The organism is Pseudomonas sp. Bout1 (assembly GCF_034314165.1).
Lineage (GTDB): Bacteria > Pseudomonadota > Gammaproteobacteria > Pseudomonadales > Pseudomonadaceae > Aquipseudomonas.
The window spans coordinates 3,703,517-3,719,316 of sequence record NZ_JAVIWK010000001.1 but is presented as its reverse complement, the minus strand read 5'-3'; the positions used below and the strand labels follow the sequence as shown (position 1 = coordinate 3,719,316).

20 protein-coding genes are annotated in these 15,800 nt (G+C 59.1%); 10 read left to right on the top strand and 10 right to left on the bottom strand.

The window, feature by feature from the left end; translation table 11 throughout:
- Window positions 1–90: 90 nt before the first annotated feature.
- Window positions 91–969 carry an alpha/beta hydrolase gene (locus RGV33_RS17355; protein ID WP_322145320.1) on the bottom strand — a complete coding sequence of 293 codons (879 nt, stop codon included), beginning with the start codon at window positions 967–969 and terminating at the stop codon, window positions 91–93.
- A 176-nt stretch (window positions 970–1,145) separates the two neighbouring features.
- Here RGV33_RS17355 and RGV33_RS17350 point away from each other — a divergent pair, with 176 nt between their 5' ends.
- On the top strand, window positions 1,146–1,730 hold the full coding sequence (locus RGV33_RS17350) for a CGNR zinc finger domain-containing protein (RefSeq protein ID WP_322145319.1): 585 nt from the start codon (window positions 1,146–1,148) through the stop codon (window positions 1,728–1,730).
- 6 nt (window positions 1,731–1,736) lie between these two features.
- Here the strand turns inward: RGV33_RS17350 and ada are convergent, their stop codons facing one another.
- From ada to RGV33_RS17325, 5 genes are all read right to left on the bottom strand, one after another.
- The gene (ada, locus tag RGV33_RS17345; protein ID WP_322145318.1) at window positions 1,737–2,801 is read right to left on the bottom strand and encodes a bifunctional DNA-binding transcriptional regulator/O6-methylguanine-DNA methyltransferase Ada; all 1,065 of its coding nucleotides are present in this window, start codon (window positions 2,799–2,801) and stop codon (window positions 1,737–1,739) included.
- Window positions 2,802–2,877: 76 nt separating this feature from the next.
- The gene (gene alkB, locus RGV33_RS17340; RefSeq protein ID WP_322145317.1) at window positions 2,878–3,558 is read right to left on the bottom strand and encodes a DNA oxidative demethylase AlkB; all 681 of its coding nucleotides are present in this window, start codon (window positions 3,556–3,558) and stop codon (window positions 2,878–2,880) included.
- Window positions 3,548–4,264: a 2OG-Fe(II) oxygenase gene (locus RGV33_RS17335; RefSeq protein WP_322145316.1), complete on the bottom strand. Its 717-nt coding sequence runs from the start codon at window positions 4,262–4,264 to the stop codon at window positions 3,548–3,550. Before RGV33_RS17335 ends, alkB begins: the two co-directional genes overlap by 11 nt.
- A gap of 82 nt (window positions 4,265–4,346) precedes the next feature.
- A complete protein-coding gene (locus RGV33_RS17330) occupies window positions 4,347–4,511 on the bottom strand; it encodes a hypothetical protein (RefSeq protein ID WP_322148783.1) in 165 nt (54 codons plus the stop codon).
- An 11-nt stretch (window positions 4,512–4,522) separates the two neighbouring features.
- Window positions 4,523–4,825, bottom strand: coding sequence for a DUF1883 domain-containing protein (locus tag RGV33_RS17325; protein ID WP_003212586.1), 303 nt, complete (start codon window positions 4,823–4,825; stop codon window positions 4,523–4,525).
- Window positions 4,826–5,037: 212 nt separating this feature from the next.
- On the opposite strand from RGV33_RS17325, the gene RGV33_RS17320 reads away from it, so the two are divergent.
- The 4 genes from RGV33_RS17320 to RGV33_RS17305 all read left to right on the top strand — a co-directional run bounded on the left by RGV33_RS17320 (window position 5,038) and on the right by RGV33_RS17305 (window position 7,437).
- Window positions 5,038–5,388, top strand: a complete 351-nt coding sequence (locus RGV33_RS17320; protein WP_003212585.1) for a hypothetical protein — start codon at window positions 5,038–5,040, stop codon at window positions 5,386–5,388.
- A 196-nt stretch (window positions 5,389–5,584) separates the two neighbouring features.
- Complete coding sequence (locus tag RGV33_RS17315) at window positions 5,585–6,235, top strand: c-type cytochrome (protein WP_322145315.1); 651 nt, start codon at window positions 5,585–5,587, stop codon at window positions 6,233–6,235.
- Window positions 6,232–7,143, top strand: coding sequence for a c-type cytochrome (locus RGV33_RS17310; protein ID WP_322145314.1), 912 nt, complete (start codon window positions 6,232–6,234; stop codon window positions 7,141–7,143). Before RGV33_RS17315 ends, RGV33_RS17310 begins: the two co-directional genes overlap by 4 nt.
- A 63-nt stretch (window positions 7,144–7,206) precedes the next feature.
- Window positions 7,207–7,437 carry a hypothetical protein gene (locus RGV33_RS17305; protein ID WP_226478259.1) on the top strand — a complete coding sequence of 77 codons (231 nt, stop codon included), beginning with the start codon at window positions 7,207–7,209 and terminating at the stop codon, window positions 7,435–7,437.
- A gap of 1 nt (window position 7,438) precedes the next feature.
- Here RGV33_RS17305 and RGV33_RS17300 read toward each other — a convergent pair whose 3' ends face one another.
- Window positions 7,439–7,723 (bottom strand): hypothetical protein, encoded by a 285-nt coding sequence (locus RGV33_RS17300; protein ID WP_322145313.1) that lies wholly within the window; start codon window positions 7,721–7,723, stop codon window positions 7,439–7,441.
- Between the two features lie 145 nt (window positions 7,724–7,868).
- Window positions 7,869–8,054 carry a hypothetical protein gene (locus RGV33_RS17295; protein WP_003212580.1) on the bottom strand — a complete coding sequence of 62 codons (186 nt, stop codon included), beginning with the start codon at window positions 8,052–8,054 and terminating at the stop codon, window positions 7,869–7,871.
- Between the two features lie 307 nt (window positions 8,055–8,361).
- Here RGV33_RS17295 and galU point away from each other — a divergent pair, with 307 nt between their 5' ends.
- Both galU and gorA read left to right on the top strand, forming a co-directional pair.
- Window positions 8,362–9,201 (top strand): UTP--glucose-1-phosphate uridylyltransferase GalU, encoded by an 840-nt coding sequence (gene galU, locus RGV33_RS17290; RefSeq protein ID WP_003212579.1) that lies wholly within the window; start codon window positions 8,362–8,364, stop codon window positions 9,199–9,201.
- Window positions 9,202–9,304: 103 nt separating this feature from the next.
- Window positions 9,305–10,663: a glutathione-disulfide reductase gene (gorA, locus tag RGV33_RS17285; protein WP_322145312.1), complete on the top strand. Its 1,359-nt coding sequence runs from the start codon at window positions 9,305–9,307 to the stop codon at window positions 10,661–10,663.
- On the opposite strand, the gene RGV33_RS17280 is transcribed toward gorA, so the two are convergent.
- Complete coding sequence (locus RGV33_RS17280; protein WP_322145311.1) at window positions 10,664–11,671, bottom strand: DNA-binding protein; 1,008 nt, start codon at window positions 11,669–11,671, stop codon at window positions 10,664–10,666.
- 161 nt (window positions 11,672–11,832) lie between these two features.
- Here RGV33_RS17280 and RGV33_RS17275 point away from each other — a divergent pair, with 161 nt between their 5' ends.
- From RGV33_RS17275 to ahpF, 3 genes are all read left to right on the top strand, one after another.
- Complete coding sequence (locus RGV33_RS17275) at window positions 11,833–12,759, top strand: site-specific integrase (protein ID WP_322145310.1); 927 nt, start codon at window positions 11,833–11,835, stop codon at window positions 12,757–12,759.
- A 149-nt stretch (window positions 12,760–12,908) separates the two neighbouring features.
- Window positions 12,909–13,472, top strand: a complete 564-nt coding sequence (gene ahpC / locus RGV33_RS17270) for an alkyl hydroperoxide reductase subunit C (protein WP_003173835.1) — start codon at window positions 12,909–12,911, stop codon at window positions 13,470–13,472.
- 121 nt (window positions 13,473–13,593) lie between these two features.
- Window positions 13,594–15,147, top strand: a complete 1,554-nt coding sequence (gene ahpF, locus RGV33_RS17265; RefSeq protein WP_322145309.1) for an alkyl hydroperoxide reductase subunit F — start codon at window positions 13,594–13,596, stop codon at window positions 15,145–15,147.
- A 64-nt stretch (window positions 15,148–15,211) separates the two neighbouring features.
- Here ahpF and gloA read toward each other — a convergent pair whose 3' ends face one another.
- Window positions 15,212–15,733 (bottom strand): lactoylglutathione lyase, encoded by a 522-nt coding sequence (gloA, locus tag RGV33_RS17260; RefSeq protein WP_322145308.1) that lies wholly within the window; start codon window positions 15,731–15,733, stop codon window positions 15,212–15,214.
- Window positions 15,734–15,800 lie beyond the last annotated feature (67 nt).

Genomic DNA, 15,800 nt, shown 5'->3' with positions numbered 1-15,800 from the left:
GGATGCTGTCCCGTCGTTTTAGCAGGGCCAGGTAGCACCAGGCCAGTCTGTATTATTCACTGGACGGGCCCAGTGTTTCATGCCGGGCCATCAGTCGATGGCGTGCCCGAGTACCTCGTGAATCCGCTGGGCGATATGCACGGCATGGGTTTCCAGGGCGAAGTGGCCGGTGTCGAGCAATTCCACCACCGCGTTGGCGTTGTTGCCTTTATAGGCATGGGCGCCTGGCAGGATGAAGAACGGGTCGTGTTGGCCCCAGATCACCAGCGTCGGCACTTGCGTGGCCTCGAAAAACGCCTGGAATGCCGGGTACAGCGTCAGGTTGTTGCGGTAGTCGAGGAACAGGTCCAACTGTATCTCGTCATTGCCGGGGCGCTGCATCAGGAGCACGTCGAGCATGTAGGACTCAGGCGCAACCAGCTCAGGTTGCGGGACGCCATGCAGGTACTGATAGCGCGTACCTTCCAGGCTGATGACGGCATTGCGAATCACCTCGCGATTGGCCTGGCTTGGCTCGGCCCAATACGCGCGGATCGGGTCCCAGGCGTCGCCCAGACCTTCCAGGTAGGCGTTACCGTTCTGCGATACCAGCGCGCTGACCCGTTCCGGGTGTGCCACGGCCAGGCGCAGGCCCACCGGCGCGCCATAGTCGAACACGTAGAGGGCATAGCGGCGCAGTTGCAGGGCGTCGACGAAATGCCCGACGGTGGTCGCCAGGTTGTCAAAACTGTAGTGGTAATTGCGCTCGGCGGGCACCTCGGTGAAGCCGAAGCCCGGAAGGTCCGGGGCAATGACCCGGTAGCGGGTGGCGAGCAGCGGGATCAAATCGCGGTACATGTGGGACGAACTTGGGAAACCGTGCAGCAGCAACAGCACGGGTGCGGACGGGTCGCCGGCTTCGCGGTAGAACACGCGCACGCCATCGGCATCAACGTGCTGGTAGCGAACCACTGGGGCTGAAATCGACATGATCGGACTCCTTTGAGTAACTATATAAATTGGTTTATTGGGTTACAGATTTCAAAGGCTGCGCTCGAATAAGTAACCTGTCAAATAATATTTATAGGTTACTTTTTGGTGAGTTAAGTAACTACCCAAAGGCGTTGTAAGCGGTTACGATTGCACGGACTTGAAGAGGATTCACCATGACTGCCATTACCCCCTCCCCATTGGAACCTTACGTTCTGGCTGACCACCCTGTGTTGGACATGCTCAACACCCGGGCGAATGTCGACGGCGTGCCTTTTGAGTTCTGGCAAGGTGATGGTGATGTCGAACGTTGGCTGGTGCGTTTGAACTGGGTTGAGGAGGGCGCTGTGCCGGCTTTCGAGGAGGGCGCATTACTGGGCGCGGCGCGGGGGTTGCGTGAAGTGATCCGGTTGTTGCTGGAGCAGCGCAAGGCGGGCCTGCAGGGTGACCCCGCTGCACTGAATACGTTTTTGCGCAAGGCGGTCAGCCACCCGCAACTGGCTTGGCCTGCGCCTGGCGAGTTACGCCTGGAGCGCCAGCGCAAACAGCAAACCGCCGAGCAATTGCTGTCGCCGATTGCCGAAGCGGCCGCGATGTTGTTGGTGGACGGGGATTTCGGCCTGGTCCGTACCTGCGAACACCCCGAGTGTGTGCTGTGGTTCTACGATCGCACCAAGGGCCACAAGCGCCGTTGGTGCAGCATGGCGCTGTGTGGCAATCGGCATAAGGTGGCGGAGTTTCGCAAGCGCAAACTGTTGTAGCGGTGGTCAGGACTGCGCCGGGGTTTCGCGCTCCAGCAATTGCCGTTTGCGCTCAACGCCCCAGCGGTAGCCCGAAAGATTGCCGTCGGCACGCACCACGCGATGGCAGGGAATCGCCACGGCCAGGCAGTTGGCGCCACAGGCCTGGGCCACGGCGCGGTAGGCGGTAGGTGCGCCGATGCGTTGGGCGATCTCGGCGTAGCTTGCGGTGCTGCCCACCGGGATCTCCCGCAAGGCCTGCCACACCCGCTCTTGAAACGCGGTGCCGCGCAGATCCAGGGGCAAGTCCAGGCCCAGGGCCGGCACCTCGATGAAGCCCACCACCTGGGCAATCAGCTGTTCGAAGGCATGATCGGCGCCCAACAGATTGGCACGCGGAAACTGGTCTTGCAGGTCGCGCAGCAGTTTGTCCGGGTCATCCCCCAGCAAGATCGCGCACACACCGCGATTGCTCTGCGCCACCAGAATCGCACCCAATGAGCACTGGCCAACGGCGAAGCGAATATCCGTGTTGGTGCCGCCCGCTTTATAGTCGCCAGGCTTCATGCCGAGCAATTGGTCGGCGGTCTCGTAAAAGCGGCTGTTGGAATTGAAGCCAGCGTCGTACAGCGCGTCGGTCACCGAGTGCAGCTCCTTAAGGCCGTCGCGGACCTTGCGCGAGCGATGGGCGCTGGCGTAGCGCTTGGGCGTGAGCCCGGTGACCGCCTTGAACACCCGATGAAAATGGAACGGGCTCAAGCCGGCGAGGGCGGCCAGGGCTTCAAGGGATGGCAAGGCTTCAGCCTGTTCGATGTGCCGGCAGGCGCCCGCCACCAATTGCGCATGGCGTGCGGCCACTTGGGTCTGGTCCCCGGAGTAGCGTTTGTTGGGCCGGTAGCCCGCGGCTTCAGCTTGTTGCGGCGTGTCGAAGAATTCGACGTTCTGCGGGAGCGGACGCCGGGCGGAGCTGCTGGGGCGGCAGTACACGCCGGTGGTTTTCACGCCATAGACGAAGGTCAAGTCGGCCTTGGCGTCGCGGGCGACGATGGCGGCCCAGCGGGGGTCTTGCTCAGTGGCGTGACGCGCGGTCATGGTGGCGGCTCCTGGTTGAAGAATGCCAGGTTAACCCTGTGCGGCATTCGCATCACTCCGATGCTTGCGGTCAAATTCACCCGGCGGTTCGAAACGTCAGGTTGATCCGCTGCGGCCCCATGACCGGATGCGTGCCTGGCTTGATCGGCATCACGCCGTGAAAACGCAGGCGGTCTACGCCGCCCCATACCACGACATCACCATGGAACAGCGAGACTTTTTGCGTTTTGTCGCTGCGTGCATGGCCGCCAAACAGAAAGATTGCCGGTAAACCCAGGGACACTGAAACCACCGGCGCGGCATAACGACGCTCGTTCTTGTCCTGGTGCAGGGACATTTTGGCGCCAGGCACATAGCGGTTGATCAGGCAGGCGTCTGGTTCGAAATCATCGAAGCCCGAGTCTGCCGCCGCCATCACGGCCAGTTGGCGCAACGTCGCAGGCAGCGCTGGCCAGGGCTGGTGGTTGTTGGGGTCAACCGGAGAGTAGCGATAGCCGCTGGGGTCGGTAGTCCAACCCAACTCACCGCAACTGCTCAACGCCGCCGACATTTTAAAGCCTCCCGGCGTGACCATTTGCCTGAACGGCGACTGCGCCAACACGCGCCTGAGTTCCGGCAACAAACGCTCGACCCAGGGCAGGGCGTAGCCCCTGAGAACGTAGGACTGTTCACCGATTTGCTCGCGCCCTGGGGGCTGTTGCAAGGCCTCTTCGGCGAACAGGTCGGCGGTGGGCCCGGGACCGATCTTACTGTGCATCGTGAAAAATCACTCCCAAGGTATGTCGTGTACCACTGTGCAGAACACTGACCCCATGGCGCAAGGTGACCCGATGAAACCCCCTCACGCTGGGCATTGGCCGCTGATTGACCGCAAAAATCACTGCATCACCCTTGTTCAGTGGCACCACCTGGGCTCGGGATTGCATTCTCGGCCGCTGTTCCGTCAGTACCAGCTCGCCGCCACGGAAATCCTCTCCCGGCTGCGATAACAGGATGGCCACTTGTAGGGGAAATACATGCTCCCCGTACAGATCTTGATGCAAGCAGTTGTAGTCACCTGGGCCATAGTGCAGCAATAACGGGGTAGGGCGTTGCTGTCCCGCCGCGTGGCAGCGGGCAATGAAGTCGGCATGGTGCGCTGGATAGGTGATGGGCAGGTTCATCTGTTCGTTCCAGCGATTGGCCTGGGGAGCCAGGTACTGATACAGCTGTTCACGCAGCTCGCTGACCCGCGAGGGCAGTGGGTAGCGGAAATACTTGTACTCGCCCCGGCCAAAGCCGTGCCTGGCCATCAGCACGTGGGAGCGGAACAATTCGTGTCGAGGATAGTGGCTGCTGAGTTCGGCGCATTCACTGTGATCCAGCAGGCCTGCAATCAACGAATTGCCCTGTTGATCGAGGTCTCGCTCGATCTCGTCCCAGTTCAGCCTGGCCAGACGTTCTTGCAGTGGAGTAGAAGGCATCGACGCGTTCCTGTGGCAGCGGATAAAGGCTGCCAGTCTAGGAAGTCGTCAGCGGCGTGACACTCCGATGCTTGCGCTCGAATTACAGGGCCTTGCTCACATTAATGTCGGTGATTTTATCGCTGGCATCGTGGATTTTTGCCAGGGCTTGCATGGCTTCCTCGATGCTGCCGGCCTGCAATTGGGCGAATTCGAAGCGGCGCTCACCGTTGAGTTTGTACTTGATTACATATTTGGTGGTAGTCACGGGCATTCCTGTCAGCTCAGTTTTGAATTGGTGCGGCGCACGATGCGGATCTTGTGGGACAAGGTCGGCTTTTTGGTCACGCTGATGGCGCGGCGGGTAACGACATCAAGGGTAATGTTCCAGAACCCGGTGCTTGGCGCGGTGATTTTTGCCGGGAACTTGTCAAACGCGCCGCCGTGGTAGGTATGGCGGCCACCGTTCTTGAAGCTGCGAAAGTTCGCGTCGCTCATCAGGCGGATATTGCAGGTTTGCGAGCATTCAATGACGACAATATCTCCTTCATTAAGGTGTTCGCGCTGGTGAATGAATTTCATGCGGTGTCTCCAGAAGGGCTTTTTCTGAAAAATCAGAACGATACGTAGGTTAAGATGGAGTTTATCAGCCCCAGCACGTTTATTATCGGACCGTCGTCGACGACTTCGACAATTTAAAACAGTTATTTACCGAGTTATCAGGGATAAATCCAACGCGGGCGGGAGAAAAATACCTTCCTCGCTGTCGTAGGGTCTTTATCGGAGGTTTTTATATGAAGTGGAGTGTGTTGGTTCTGGCCTTGGCGTTGGGTGGATGTGCTTCGGTGGCGGATATCAAGCAGACCCCACCGACGCTGGCAGTGATCTCCGGGAAAAAACCGCAGGAATATGCGGCGTGCGTGGTCCAGAAACTGTCTAAAACCCGCAGGCCGTCGCAGATCGAGCCTCACAAGGATGGCGTCCAGGTTATCGTACCGCAGAAGTTTTCTGCTGACCCCTCCGCTATCTTCGAAATTGAAGAGCGCTCAAGCGGCAGCAGCATCAAGCTCTATGAGAGCATGTCCAATGTGCCTATTCGCCCAGGTGATGTGAAGGCTGCCGGGGAAGCTTGCATTTCCGGTTGACCCCATAGACCGGCCATTTTGGAATCCGATCAATCAACCCGACCTGCTGCTGCAGTGTCGGGTTTTTTGTGGGCGATTTTCAGGTCACTGGCGTTCTGCTTCGGCACCAGGTGTTGTCGCGATCAAATCATTGCCCTACCATTTGTAGGCTTATGCCTGATTAGCCTAAGCATATAACTATAAAAATGGAGTCGTGATGATGTCTCTGGAACGAGTACTGATAGGTAGCGCATTGCTGCTGGCGCTGGGTAATGCCCACGCGCTGGAGGGGAAAAACGTATTTACGCAAGGCGGCTCGCAGCCGGGAGCTGCGCCGTGTGTGGCTTGCCACGGGGCGGACGGCCTGGGGCTGGCAGCGGCGGGTTTTCCGCGCCTGGCCGGGTTGCCGGCAGGGTATTTGCGCAAGCAGCTGGAGGATTTTAAAAGTGGCCTTCGTAATAACCCCGTGATGCAACCGCTGGCCAGCGCCCTTACGGAAGAGGAAATCAGCGCAGTGACCCAGCAGTTGGCGGCAATGCCTGCCCCGGCGATTGCCCCTGTGCACCGCAGCGTTATGCCAACCGAGGCGGCGCAAAAAATCGCCCTGCAAGGCGCGTGGGAACGTCAGATTCCAGCCTGCGTCAGTTGCCATGGGCCCGCTGGTGTTGGGGTCGGCGACGTATTTCCGTCCTTGGCCGGGCAGTCCGCAGCCTATCTGGCGGCGCAGTTGAATGCCTGGCGCAGTGGCACGCGCCATAACGATCCGAACGATTTGATGGGCCACATCGCCAAATCGCTGACGGCTGAAGAAGTGCAAGCGGTGGCCACCTATTTTGCCTCGTTGAGCGGCCAGGAGGCCAAGCCATGAAGCGCCTATTGTTGGGAGCCCTGATCAGTTTTCCCGCCCATTCCGCCACCATCGCCATGGACGATCAGTCACAGTTGCAGCCTACCGCCGGCCCTGGGGCTGGCGTGCAGTTCCAGCCGCCGAAAGAGAGCGAGCTGCCCGACAATGCCTACGGCAAGTTGGTGAAGCAAGGCTATGCGCTGTTTGTCGACACCAAGCGCCTTGCGCCGCAATTTGTCGGCAACGGTCTCAATTGCAGCAATTGCCACCTGGACCAGGGCCGGTTGGCCAATTCCGCTCCGCTGTGGGGCGCTTACCCGATGTACCCGGCCTACCGAAAAAAGAACGACAAGGTCAACACCTTCGCCGAGCGGTTGCAGGGCTGTTTCCAGTTCAGCATGAATGGCGGTGCGCCACCTGCCGCAGACAGCCCGGAGATTACCGCGCTGTCGGTGTATGCCTATTGGCTGGCGAGCAAGGCGCCGTTGGGCGTCGAATTGCCCGGGCGGGGTTATCCGCAGGTGCCGGCACCCGCCAAGGGCTACGACCTGGCCCGGGGCGCCGAGGTCTACAAAGGCCAGTGCGCGGTGTGCCACGGCTCGGAAGGCCAGGGCCAGAAAGTCGGGGACAGTTACGTGATGCCGCCGCTTTGGGGTAAAGACTCCTACAACTGGGGCGCGGGCATGCATCGGATCAACACGGCGGCGTCCTTCATCAAGCACAACATGCCACTGGGCAAGGGAGGCAGCTTGAGCGACCAGCAGGCGTGGGACGTCGCCGCCTACGTCAACCGTCACGAGCGCCCACAGGATCCGCGCCTGGTGGAAGGCTCCGTGGAGAAAACCCGGGTAAAATTCCACGCCAATGATGGCGTCAATCTGTACGGGCAGATGGTCGATGGTGTGCTGATCGGCCAAGGCATCCGTTAAACTGGCGCTAACCCATAAAAAATGCCGCTGGATCAGCGGCATTGTCTTTTCGGAAATTCAGTCATGAAGCGTGAGCAAGTCAGAGAACAGCATACAGGGGGGCATATTTCTGCGACCCATGTGATTCAAAATCCCGCGGATACGGGCGAGTGGATCGTATTCTTCAAGAAGAGCGGCGGTCGCAGCTATTTCCTGGTAGATGACCAGGACGAAGTCGAATCCTTCTCACGGCTGGACGACTTGATCGAGACCATTCGCGGCCTGGGGATCAAGTTCGCCGAGATTCACATGTAATTTATTTGCAGACCACGGTCACGCTGCGGGTTTTGTAGTTGCCGACGTCCTTGCCCAGGGTCTTGTCGGCCTCTTTCAAGGCGGGCGTACCTTCGGTGCCGACAATTCGGTAACCGGTGCCCGCGCAGGACGCATCGGCTTTCTCATAGCAACTGGCCCAGGAGTTGGCCTCGCCGGAACAGTCGATGGCCAGCCCCTGTTCGCCATTTTTCAGGACGGTGTCGGAGGTGGTGGTGCAGCCAGCCGTAAGCGCCAGTACCGCAATCAGTGCCAGAATCTTGTTCATGTGGGAGTCATCATTAGGGTGTTGAAGGGAAGCGCTGACACTGTCGTGGGGCGTTTCAGGCGAGATTATAGCGAACCGCCATCAAGGTACAGACAAACACAAAAAAGCCCCGTAAAACGAGGCTTGATTGGCGTTGCGGCGGGTATTACTTGGTCTTGGGACGTTTGCTCGACGCGTGGCCCGCTTCATCCACAAACACTTCGGCCACGGCGCACGCTTGAGCCTCGGTCGCGAATGCGCCGGCAACGCTGTCGCCGTGGAAGTTGATCAAGTGCCAGCCGTCCGCTCGCTTGGTGATCAGGTAGCCGTTCACGCCTTTTGGTTCTGACATCTATCAATCTCGTTGTCTGGTTCAAGGGCGCAATGATAGCGCCAAACGGCGTGGGGCGGCGCAAGTTGTTGCAGGTCAGTGCCGATCAACATAAAGCGTGCTAAAAAGGTTGCAGCCCCTTTAATAACGGGCACAAGCCGACGATTTTTAACAGCGTCGAAGGCACTTGATTGAATGTGGGCGGAACTTACGCCAACATTTTTTCTCTATGTTGACATCGCAACGCCAGCAGGACCCATTGTAAGGTGACTGCGGCCTGATTAGACTGCGCCGAATTTCGTACGCACAGCCCTTTGTAAGGACTCATATGATCAAGAAATGCTTGTTCCCAGCAGCCGGTTACGGCACTCGCTTCCTGCCAGCGACCAAGGCCATGCCCAAAGAGATGCTGCCGGTGGTGAACAAGCCACTGATCCAGTACGGCGTTGAAGAGGCACTGGATGCCGGTCTGAACGAAATCTCGATCGTGACCGGCCGTGGCAAACGCGCACTCGAAGACCACTTCGACATCAGCTACGAGCTGGAAAACCAGATCAAGGGCACCGACAAGGAAAAATACCTGGTCGGCATCCGCAAACTGCTCGACGAGTGTTCGTTCTCCTACACCCGCCAAACCCAGATGAAAGGCCTGGGCCACGCGATCCTGACCGGTCGCCCGCTGATCGGTGACGAACCGTTCGCCGTGGTACTGGCCGATGACCTGTGTGTAAACCTGGAAGGCGACGGCGTCCTGACCCAGATGGTCAAGCTGTATCAGAAGTACCGTTGCACCATCGTCGCGGTTCAAGAGGTCGACCCTCAGGAAACCAACAAGTACGGCGTGATTGCCGGCGACGACATCGGTGATGGCCTGATCCGCGTACGCGACATGGTTGAAAAACCGGCGCCGGAAGATGCTCCGTCGAACCTGGCGATCATCGGCCGTTACATCCTGACCCCGGACATCTTCAAGCTGATCGAAGAAACCGAGCCAGGCAAGGGTGGCGAGATCCAGATCACCGACGCCCTGTTGAAGCAAGCCAAAGACGGCTGCGTGATTGCCTACAAGTTCAAGGGCCGTCGTTTTGACTGCGGTGGCGCTGAAGGCTACATCGAGGCCACCAACTTCTGCTATGAGCACTTCTACAAGACTGGCAAGGCTTACTGATTCACGGCTGCCTGCTTGATCTGTGAAAGCCACCTTCGGGTGGCTTTTTCGTTTTTCGGCCCCCCGTAAGCAGGTATGCTGTTGTCCTGCCGAGGAGAGTGAAATGGCCTACGATTTTGACCTTTATGTAATTGGTGCCGGTTCCGGCGGTGTGCGCGCTGCACGATTCGCCGCAGGTTTTGGCGCAAAGGTGGCGGTGGCTGAAAGCCGTTACCTGGGCGGTACATGTGTGAATGTGGGCTGCGTGCCGAAGAAACTGTTGGTATATGGCGCGCATTTCGCTGAAGACTTCGAGCAAGCCAGCGGTTTTGGCTGGTCCCTGGGCGAAGCGAACTTCGACTGGGCGACCCTGATTGCCAACAAGGATCGCGAGATCAACCGCCTCAATGGCATTTACCGCAGCCTGCTGGTCAATAGCGGTGTGACCCTGCACGAAGGGCACGCGCGACTGGTGGACCCGCACCAGGTGGAAATCAACGGTGAGCGCTTCACCGCCAAACACATTCTGGTTGCCACTGGTGGCTGGCCGCAGATCCCGGAAATCCCGGGGCGCGAGCACGCCATTGGTTCCAATGAGGCGTTCTTCCTCAAAGAGCTGCCCAAGCGTGTATTGGTAGTGGGCGGCGGTTATATCGCCGTCGAATTTGCCGGGATTTTCCATGGCCTGGGCGCGAAGACCTCGCTGCTGTATCGCGGCGATCTGTTCCTGCGCGGTTTTGACGGCTCGGTGCGTACGCATTTGAAGGAAGAGCTGACCAAGCGCGGGCTGGACCTGCAATTCAACGCCGACATCGAGCGTATCGACAAGCAGGCCGACGGCAGCCTCAAGGCCACCTTGAAAGACGGCCGCGTGCTGGAAGCCGATTGCGTGTTCTACGCCACTGGCCGCCGCCCGATGCTGGATAACCTGGGGCTGGAAAATACCGGCGTCAAGTTGGACAAGCGTGGCTTTATTGAGGTGGATGATCTGTATCAGACCGCCGAACCGTCGATCCTGGCGCTGGGTGACGTGATTGGTCGCGTGCAACTCACGCCGGTCGCGCTGGCCGAAGGCATGGCCGTGGCGCGTCGCTTGTTCAAGCCCGAGCAATATCGCCCGGTGGACTACGCGATGATCCCGACGGCGGTGTTCAGCCTGCCGAATATCGGCACCGTGGGCCTCAGCGAAGAGCAAGCCCGCGCCGACGGCCACAAGGTGCAGGTTTTCGAAAGCCGCTTCCGGCCAATGAAACTGACCCTGACCGAGTGCCAGGAAAAGACCTTGATGAAACTGGTGGTCGACGCCGAGACCGACAAGGTCCTGGGTTGCCATATGGTCGGCCCCGACGCGGGCGAGATCGTGCAGGGCCTGGCGATCGCGCTCAAGGCGGGCGCGACCAAGCAGCATTTCGACGAGACTATCGGCGTGCACCCTACGGCGGCCGAAGAGTTCGTCACCATGCGCACGCCTGTGGCGCAGTAATCAGCCCTCGGAAGTTGCCTCTGGCGCCGTCGCAACGACGGCGGCCAGACGCAGCGCCTCGATGCTGGCCTGGGCTTTGGCCAGGTTCAGTTCCAGGGTTTTGTTGACCTGCTGGTGCTCGGCCAGTGCTTCCTGGCGCGCCTGATTCTCCAGCTGTGCAACCCGCAGGCGTTCCTGCAACAGGGTGCGCTCGCTGTCGATCACACTCACTTGTTCGCTTAACTGGCGCTGCTGTTCGCGGTCGTGGCGAGCCTGTTCTTGCAGTGCGCTCAGTTCCTTCACGGTCACCCGGTGCTCAATCAGCAAGCGCTCGTTATCGCGATGCAGTTGGGTGATCTCGTCCTGGCGCACCATCGCGCTCTGCTGGGCCTGGCGCAGCTCTGCCTGTACCTGCTGCAACTGGCCCTCATGGCGGCGCTGCTCCTGCTCACGCTGGTCCTTGATCGCATTGCGGTAATGCTCAAGGGCGTCCCGGGCGTGCAGGTGTTTCTCTTCCAGTGAGCGAATCTGCTCGTCTTTGTCGTTGATGCGCAACTCGTAATCGCTGCACGCCTGGCTCAACCCGGCGTTGCGGGTTTGCTCGGTTTGCAGGCTGGAACGGGTGCTTTGCAGGGCCGCACTTTCATCGGCGAGGGCGGCGGCCTGGATGTCGAACTGTTGCTTGAGTTGGCCGTGGGCCGCTTCCAGCTCTTCAACCTGGGCGAGCAGGGCGGCTTTGTGTTGCTGGAACTGCGCCAGGGCCAGGTCTATAGGCTCCTGAGCCTTCTCCTTCAAGCGCTGGGCCAGGCGTGCCACCAGCTCACCCAGCTCGTCGTCGATCGGCGCTTCGGTGATGGTCTGGCGGGTTTCGCTTTCGTCCAGCTCCTTCAAATAGCGATGAATCGTGGTTTTAGAGCCGGTATTGCCCATCTCGATGCGTACTGCATCGATGCTCGGGTTCTCGCCGCGGGCGAGGATCGCCAGGCGTGCCGTTTGAACTACTGCTTTATTGATGCCGCCGCGAGCCATGGAGTCTCCGTCGATTTAGTACTGTGGTACGTAGTATGTATATACGTACTATATCACGATTATATTTAGGCAGAAATTGATGATTTAACAGATGGGATATTGGCGTATTATCCCGTGTGACCAGGCTTTTGAAGTGGATAACGCCCCATGGCAGTACAGGTATGAGTGAACTGGACCGTTATCTGAATGCGGCCACCCGCGACAACACGCGCCGTAGCTACCGTGCGGCTATCGAGCATTTCGAGGTGAGCTGGGGTGGGTTCCTGCCGGCGACCAGCGACAGCGTGGCGCGCTACCTGGTGGCGCATGCAGGCGTGCTGTCGGTCAACACGCTGAAGCTGCGCTTGTCGGCATTGGCCCAGTGGCATACCAGCCAGGGCTTTCCCGACCCGACCAAGGCGCCGGTGGTGCGCAAAGTCTTGAAGGGGATTCGTGCCGTACACCCGGCCCAGGAAAAACAGGCCGAGCCTTTGCAGTTGCAGCATCTGGAGCAGGTGATTCAGTTTCTCGAGCAGGAAGGCAGCGACGCCCGCAGTGCAGAAGACCCTCCGCGCTGGCTGCGCGCCAAACGTGACGCGGCATTGATCCTGCTGGGTTTCTGGCGTGGCTTTCGCAGCGACGAGCTGTGCCGGCTGAATATCGAGCACGTGCAGGCGGTGCCCGGCTCGGGCATCACCCTGTACCTGCCGCGCAGCAAAAGTGATCGGGAAAACCTCGGTCGCACCTACCAGACACCGGCGCTCCTGCGCCTGTGCCCAGTGCAGGCCTACAGCGAATGGCTCAGTGCCTCGGCGCTGGTGCGTGGCCCGGTGTTTCGCGGCATCGATCGCTGGGGCAACCTGGGCGAGGAGGGCTTGCACCCCAACAGCGTGATCCCGCTCTTGCGCCAGGCCCTGGAGCGCGCCGGCATTGCGGCCGATCAATACACCAGCCATTCCCTGCGCCGGGGCTTTGCCACCTGGGCCCATCGCAGCGGCTGGGACTTAAAGTCGTTGATGACTTACGTCGGCTGGAAAGACATGAAATCTGCCATGCGCTATGTTGAAGCGACGCCCTTTCTCGGCATGACCCGCGCATCCCTTGAGTGATTAAAGGTTTCTTCTATTAATACAGTCTCTTGATAGCGAAAACCAATCGTGAGCATCAGGTTTGCCAATGAGCCAACGACCGAGAAGGTGGGTAGGATTCACCCCATCAACTTACTAAGCCCTTCTACAAACCTGACGGAGAGTCAACGATGCCTATCATCAACAGCCAAGTAAAACCGTTCAAAGCTACCGCCTACAAAAACGGCAACTTCGTAGACGTGACTGATGCTGACCTGAAAGGCAAATGGTCGGTCGTCTTCTTCTACCCAGCCGACTTCACCTTCGTCTGCCCAACCGAACTGGAAGACCTGGCTGACAACTACGCCGAATTCCAGAAACTGGGCGTCGAAATCTACAGCGTTTCCACCGACACCCATTTTGCCCACGCTGCCTGGCACAACACTTCGCCAGCCATCGGCAAAATCCAGTACACCATGATCGGCGACCCGACCCTGACCATCTCCCGCAACTTCGACGTACTGATCGAAGAAGCAGGCCTGGCAGACCGTGGCACCTTCGTGATCAACCCGGAAGGCCAGATCAAAATCGTTGAACTGAACGATGGCGGCGTTGGCCGTGACGCTTCCGAGCTGCTGCGCAAAATCAAGGCCGCTCAGTACGTTGCTGCTCACCCGGGCGAAGTGTGCCCAGCCAAGTGGAAAGAAGGCGAGGCCACCCTGGCTCCGTCCCTGGACCTGGTCGGCAAGATCTAAGTCTGTGAAGCATCAAGGGCGGATTGCCGCACCTTAAGTAAGCTGCACCGCCCTCAAAAACGCCCGGGCGAGATTCGCTCGGGCGTTTTTTTTTGAAGAATTGAAATAGGAAATCGCCCGTATGTTGGACGCCAATCTTAAAGCTCAGTTGAAGTCATACCTGGAACGGGTCACCCAGCCGATCGAGATCGTCGCCTCCCTCGACGACGGTGCGAAATCCCAGGAAATGCTTGCCTTGTTGCAGGATGTAGCCAGCCTTTCAACGCTGATTACCCTGAAAAGCGATGGCGATGATGCGCGCAAGCCATCGTTCTCCATCAACCGCCCGGGTGCCGATATCAGCCTGCGTTTCGCCGGCATCCCGATGGGCCATGAATTCACTTCGTTGGTGTTGGCACTGCTGCAAGTTGGCGGCCACCCCTCGAAGGCCAGTGTCGAAGTGATTGAACAGATCCGGGCCCTTAAAGGCGAGTTCAGCTTCGAGACTTACTTCTCGCTGTCATGCCAGAACTGCCCGGACGTGGTCCAGGCGCTGAACCTGATGGCAGTGTTGAACCCGAACGTCCACCACGTCGCCATCGACGGTGCGTTGTTCCAGGCCGAAGTCGATGATCGTCAGGTCATGGCTGTGCCTAGCGTTTACCTGAACGGTGTGAACTTCGGCCAGGGCCGCATGGGCCTGGAAGAAATCCTCGCCAAGCTCGACACCAGCGGCATCGAGAAGCAAGCCGAGAAAATCAGCGCCAAAGACGCCTTTGACGTGCTGGTGGTCGGCGGTGGCCCAGCCGGTGCAGCCGCAGCAATCTACGCGGCGCGTAAGGGTATTCGTACCGGTGTGGCCGCTGAACGTTTTGGTGGCCAGGTACTCGACACCATGGCCATCGAGAACTTCATCTCGGTGCAGGAAACCGAAGGGCCAAAACTGGCCCGCGCCCTGGAAGAGCACGTCAAGCAGTACGACGTAGACATCATGAACCTGCAACGTGCCACCGCGCTGATCCCGGCCAAGAATGCCGGTGAGCTGCACGAAATCCGTTTTGAAAGCGGTGCGACCCTCAAGTCCAAAACCGTGATTTTGGCCACCGGTGCCCGCTGGCGTGAAATGGGTGTGCCGGGCGAGCAGGAATACAAGGCCAAGGGCGTGTGCTTCTGCCCGCACTGCGACGGTCCGCTGTTCAAGGGCAAGCGTGTGGCCGTGATCGGCGGCGGTAACTCCGGCGTTGAAGCGGCCATCGACCTGGCCGGTATTGTCAGCCACGTGACCTTGCTGGAATTTGACAGCAAACTGCGCGCCGACGCTGTGTTGCAGCGCAAGTTGTACAGCCTGCCCAACGTTGATGTGATCACCAGCGCGCTGACCAGCGAAGTCAAAGGTGATGGCCAGAAAGTCACCGGCCTTGCGTACAAGGACCGTGACAGTGGTGAGTTCAAGACCGTCGACCTTGAAGGTATCTTTGTTCAGATCGGTTTGCTGCCTAACACCGACTGGCTCAAAGGCACGATCGAGTTGTCGCCTCGTGGCGAGATCATTGTCGATGCGCGTGGTGAGACTTCATTGCCTGGCATCTTTGCTGCCGGCGACGTAACCACTGTGCCGTACAAGCAGATCGTGATTGCAGTGGGCGAGGGTGCCAAGGCTTCCCTGAGCGCTTTCGATCACCTGATCCGCAGTTAAGCTACCGGCATAACATTTGGCCCTGAAATGAAAAACCCCATGAGCGATCATGGGGTTTTTTTCGTTACAGCGGTGTTGGCTGGATGATCTCGACCCAGTACGCATCCGGGTCTTTCACAAAGGCCAGGCTTTTCATGCGCCCGTCACTCAGGCGCTTCTGGAAGTCGCAGCCCAGCGCTTCAAAGCGCGCACAGGCAGCGACGATGTCTGGCACCGAGATGCAGATATGACCAAAGCCACGCGGGTCGGTATTGCCGTTGTGGTAGGCGAAATCCGCGTCGTTTTCGGTGCCGTGGTTGTGGGTCAGTTCCAGGATGCCCGGAATCGACTTCATCCACTGGGTGCGTGCAGCGGCGTCGGCCGGGATCTGGGCCTTGTCGACCAAAGCCAGGAAGTACAGGCTGAATTCGGCTTCCGGGAAGTCGCGTTTCTCAACCAGGGAAAAACCCAATACGCGGGTGTAAAAATCCAGCGACTTGGTGATGTCCTTGACCCGCAGCATGGTGTGGTTGAACACGAAGTTCGCGGTGGCGGTGTCAGGTTGGGCAGTGACGCCGGGGAATGTGTTCAGTTCGTGCAGGCTCATGGGCCCTCCAGAGAAAAATGGGGCAAACGTGGCTCAAGTTCGAGCGATCCCTTGGCTTGCGGCTGGC

Excerpts from the sequence above, each read along its gene's own strand:
- RGV33_RS17275 (WP_322145310.1), top strand. The coding sequence starts at position 11,833 with ATGAGTGAACTGGACCGTTATCTGAATGCGGCCACCCGCGACAACACG.
- RGV33_RS17280 (WP_322145311.1), bottom strand. The coding sequence starts at position 11,671 with ATGGCTCGCGGCGGCATCAATAAAGCAGTAGTTCAAACGGCACGCCTG.
- RGV33_RS17310 (WP_322145314.1), top strand. The coding sequence starts at position 6,232 with ATGAAGCGCCTATTGTTGGGAGCCCTGATCAGTTTTCCCGCCCATTCC.
- RGV33_RS17305 (WP_226478259.1), top strand. The coding sequence starts at position 7,207 with ATGAAGCGTGAGCAAGTCAGAGAACAGCATACAGGGGGGCATATTTCT.
- ada (WP_322145318.1), bottom strand. The coding sequence starts at position 2,801 with ATGACCGCGCGTCACGCCACTGAGCAAGACCCCCGCTGGGCCGCCATC.
- RGV33_RS17320 (WP_003212585.1), top strand. The coding sequence starts at position 5,038 with ATGAAGTGGAGTGTGTTGGTTCTGGCCTTGGCGTTGGGTGGATGTGCT.
- RGV33_RS17335 (WP_322145316.1), bottom strand. The coding sequence starts at position 4,264 with ATGCCTTCTACTCCACTGCAAGAACGTCTGGCCAGGCTGAACTGGGAC.
- RGV33_RS17350 (WP_322145319.1), top strand. The coding sequence starts at position 1,146 with ATGACTGCCATTACCCCCTCCCCATTGGAACCTTACGTTCTGGCTGAC.
- RGV33_RS17295 (WP_003212580.1), bottom strand. The coding sequence starts at position 8,054 with ATGTCAGAACCAAAAGGCGTGAACGGCTACCTGATCACCAAGCGAGCG.
- ahpC (WP_003173835.1), top strand. The coding sequence starts at position 12,909 with ATGCCTATCATCAACAGCCAAGTAAAACCGTTCAAAGCTACCGCCTAC.
- RGV33_RS17315 (WP_322145315.1), top strand. The coding sequence starts at position 5,585 with ATGATGTCTCTGGAACGAGTACTGATAGGTAGCGCATTGCTGCTGGCG.
- ahpF (WP_322145309.1), top strand. The coding sequence starts at position 13,594 with ATGTTGGACGCCAATCTTAAAGCTCAGTTGAAGTCATACCTGGAACGG.
- RGV33_RS17355 (WP_322145320.1), bottom strand. The coding sequence starts at position 969 with ATGTCGATTTCAGCCCCAGTGGTTCGCTACCAGCACGTTGATGCCGAT.
- gorA (WP_322145312.1), top strand. The coding sequence starts at position 9,305 with ATGGCCTACGATTTTGACCTTTATGTAATTGGTGCCGGTTCCGGCGGT.
- gloA (WP_322145308.1), bottom strand. The coding sequence starts at position 15,733 with ATGAGCCTGCACGAACTGAACACATTCCCCGGCGTCACTGCCCAACCT.
- alkB (WP_322145317.1), bottom strand. The coding sequence starts at position 3,558 with ATGCACAGTAAGATCGGTCCCGGGCCCACCGCCGACCTGTTCGCCGAA.
- galU (WP_003212579.1), top strand. The coding sequence starts at position 8,362 with ATGATCAAGAAATGCTTGTTCCCAGCAGCCGGTTACGGCACTCGCTTC.
- RGV33_RS17325 (WP_003212586.1), bottom strand. The coding sequence starts at position 4,825 with ATGAAATTCATTCACCAGCGCGAACACCTTAATGAAGGAGATATTGTC.
- RGV33_RS17300 (WP_322145313.1), bottom strand. The coding sequence starts at position 7,723 with ATGAACAAGATTCTGGCACTGATTGCGGTACTGGCGCTTACGGCTGGC.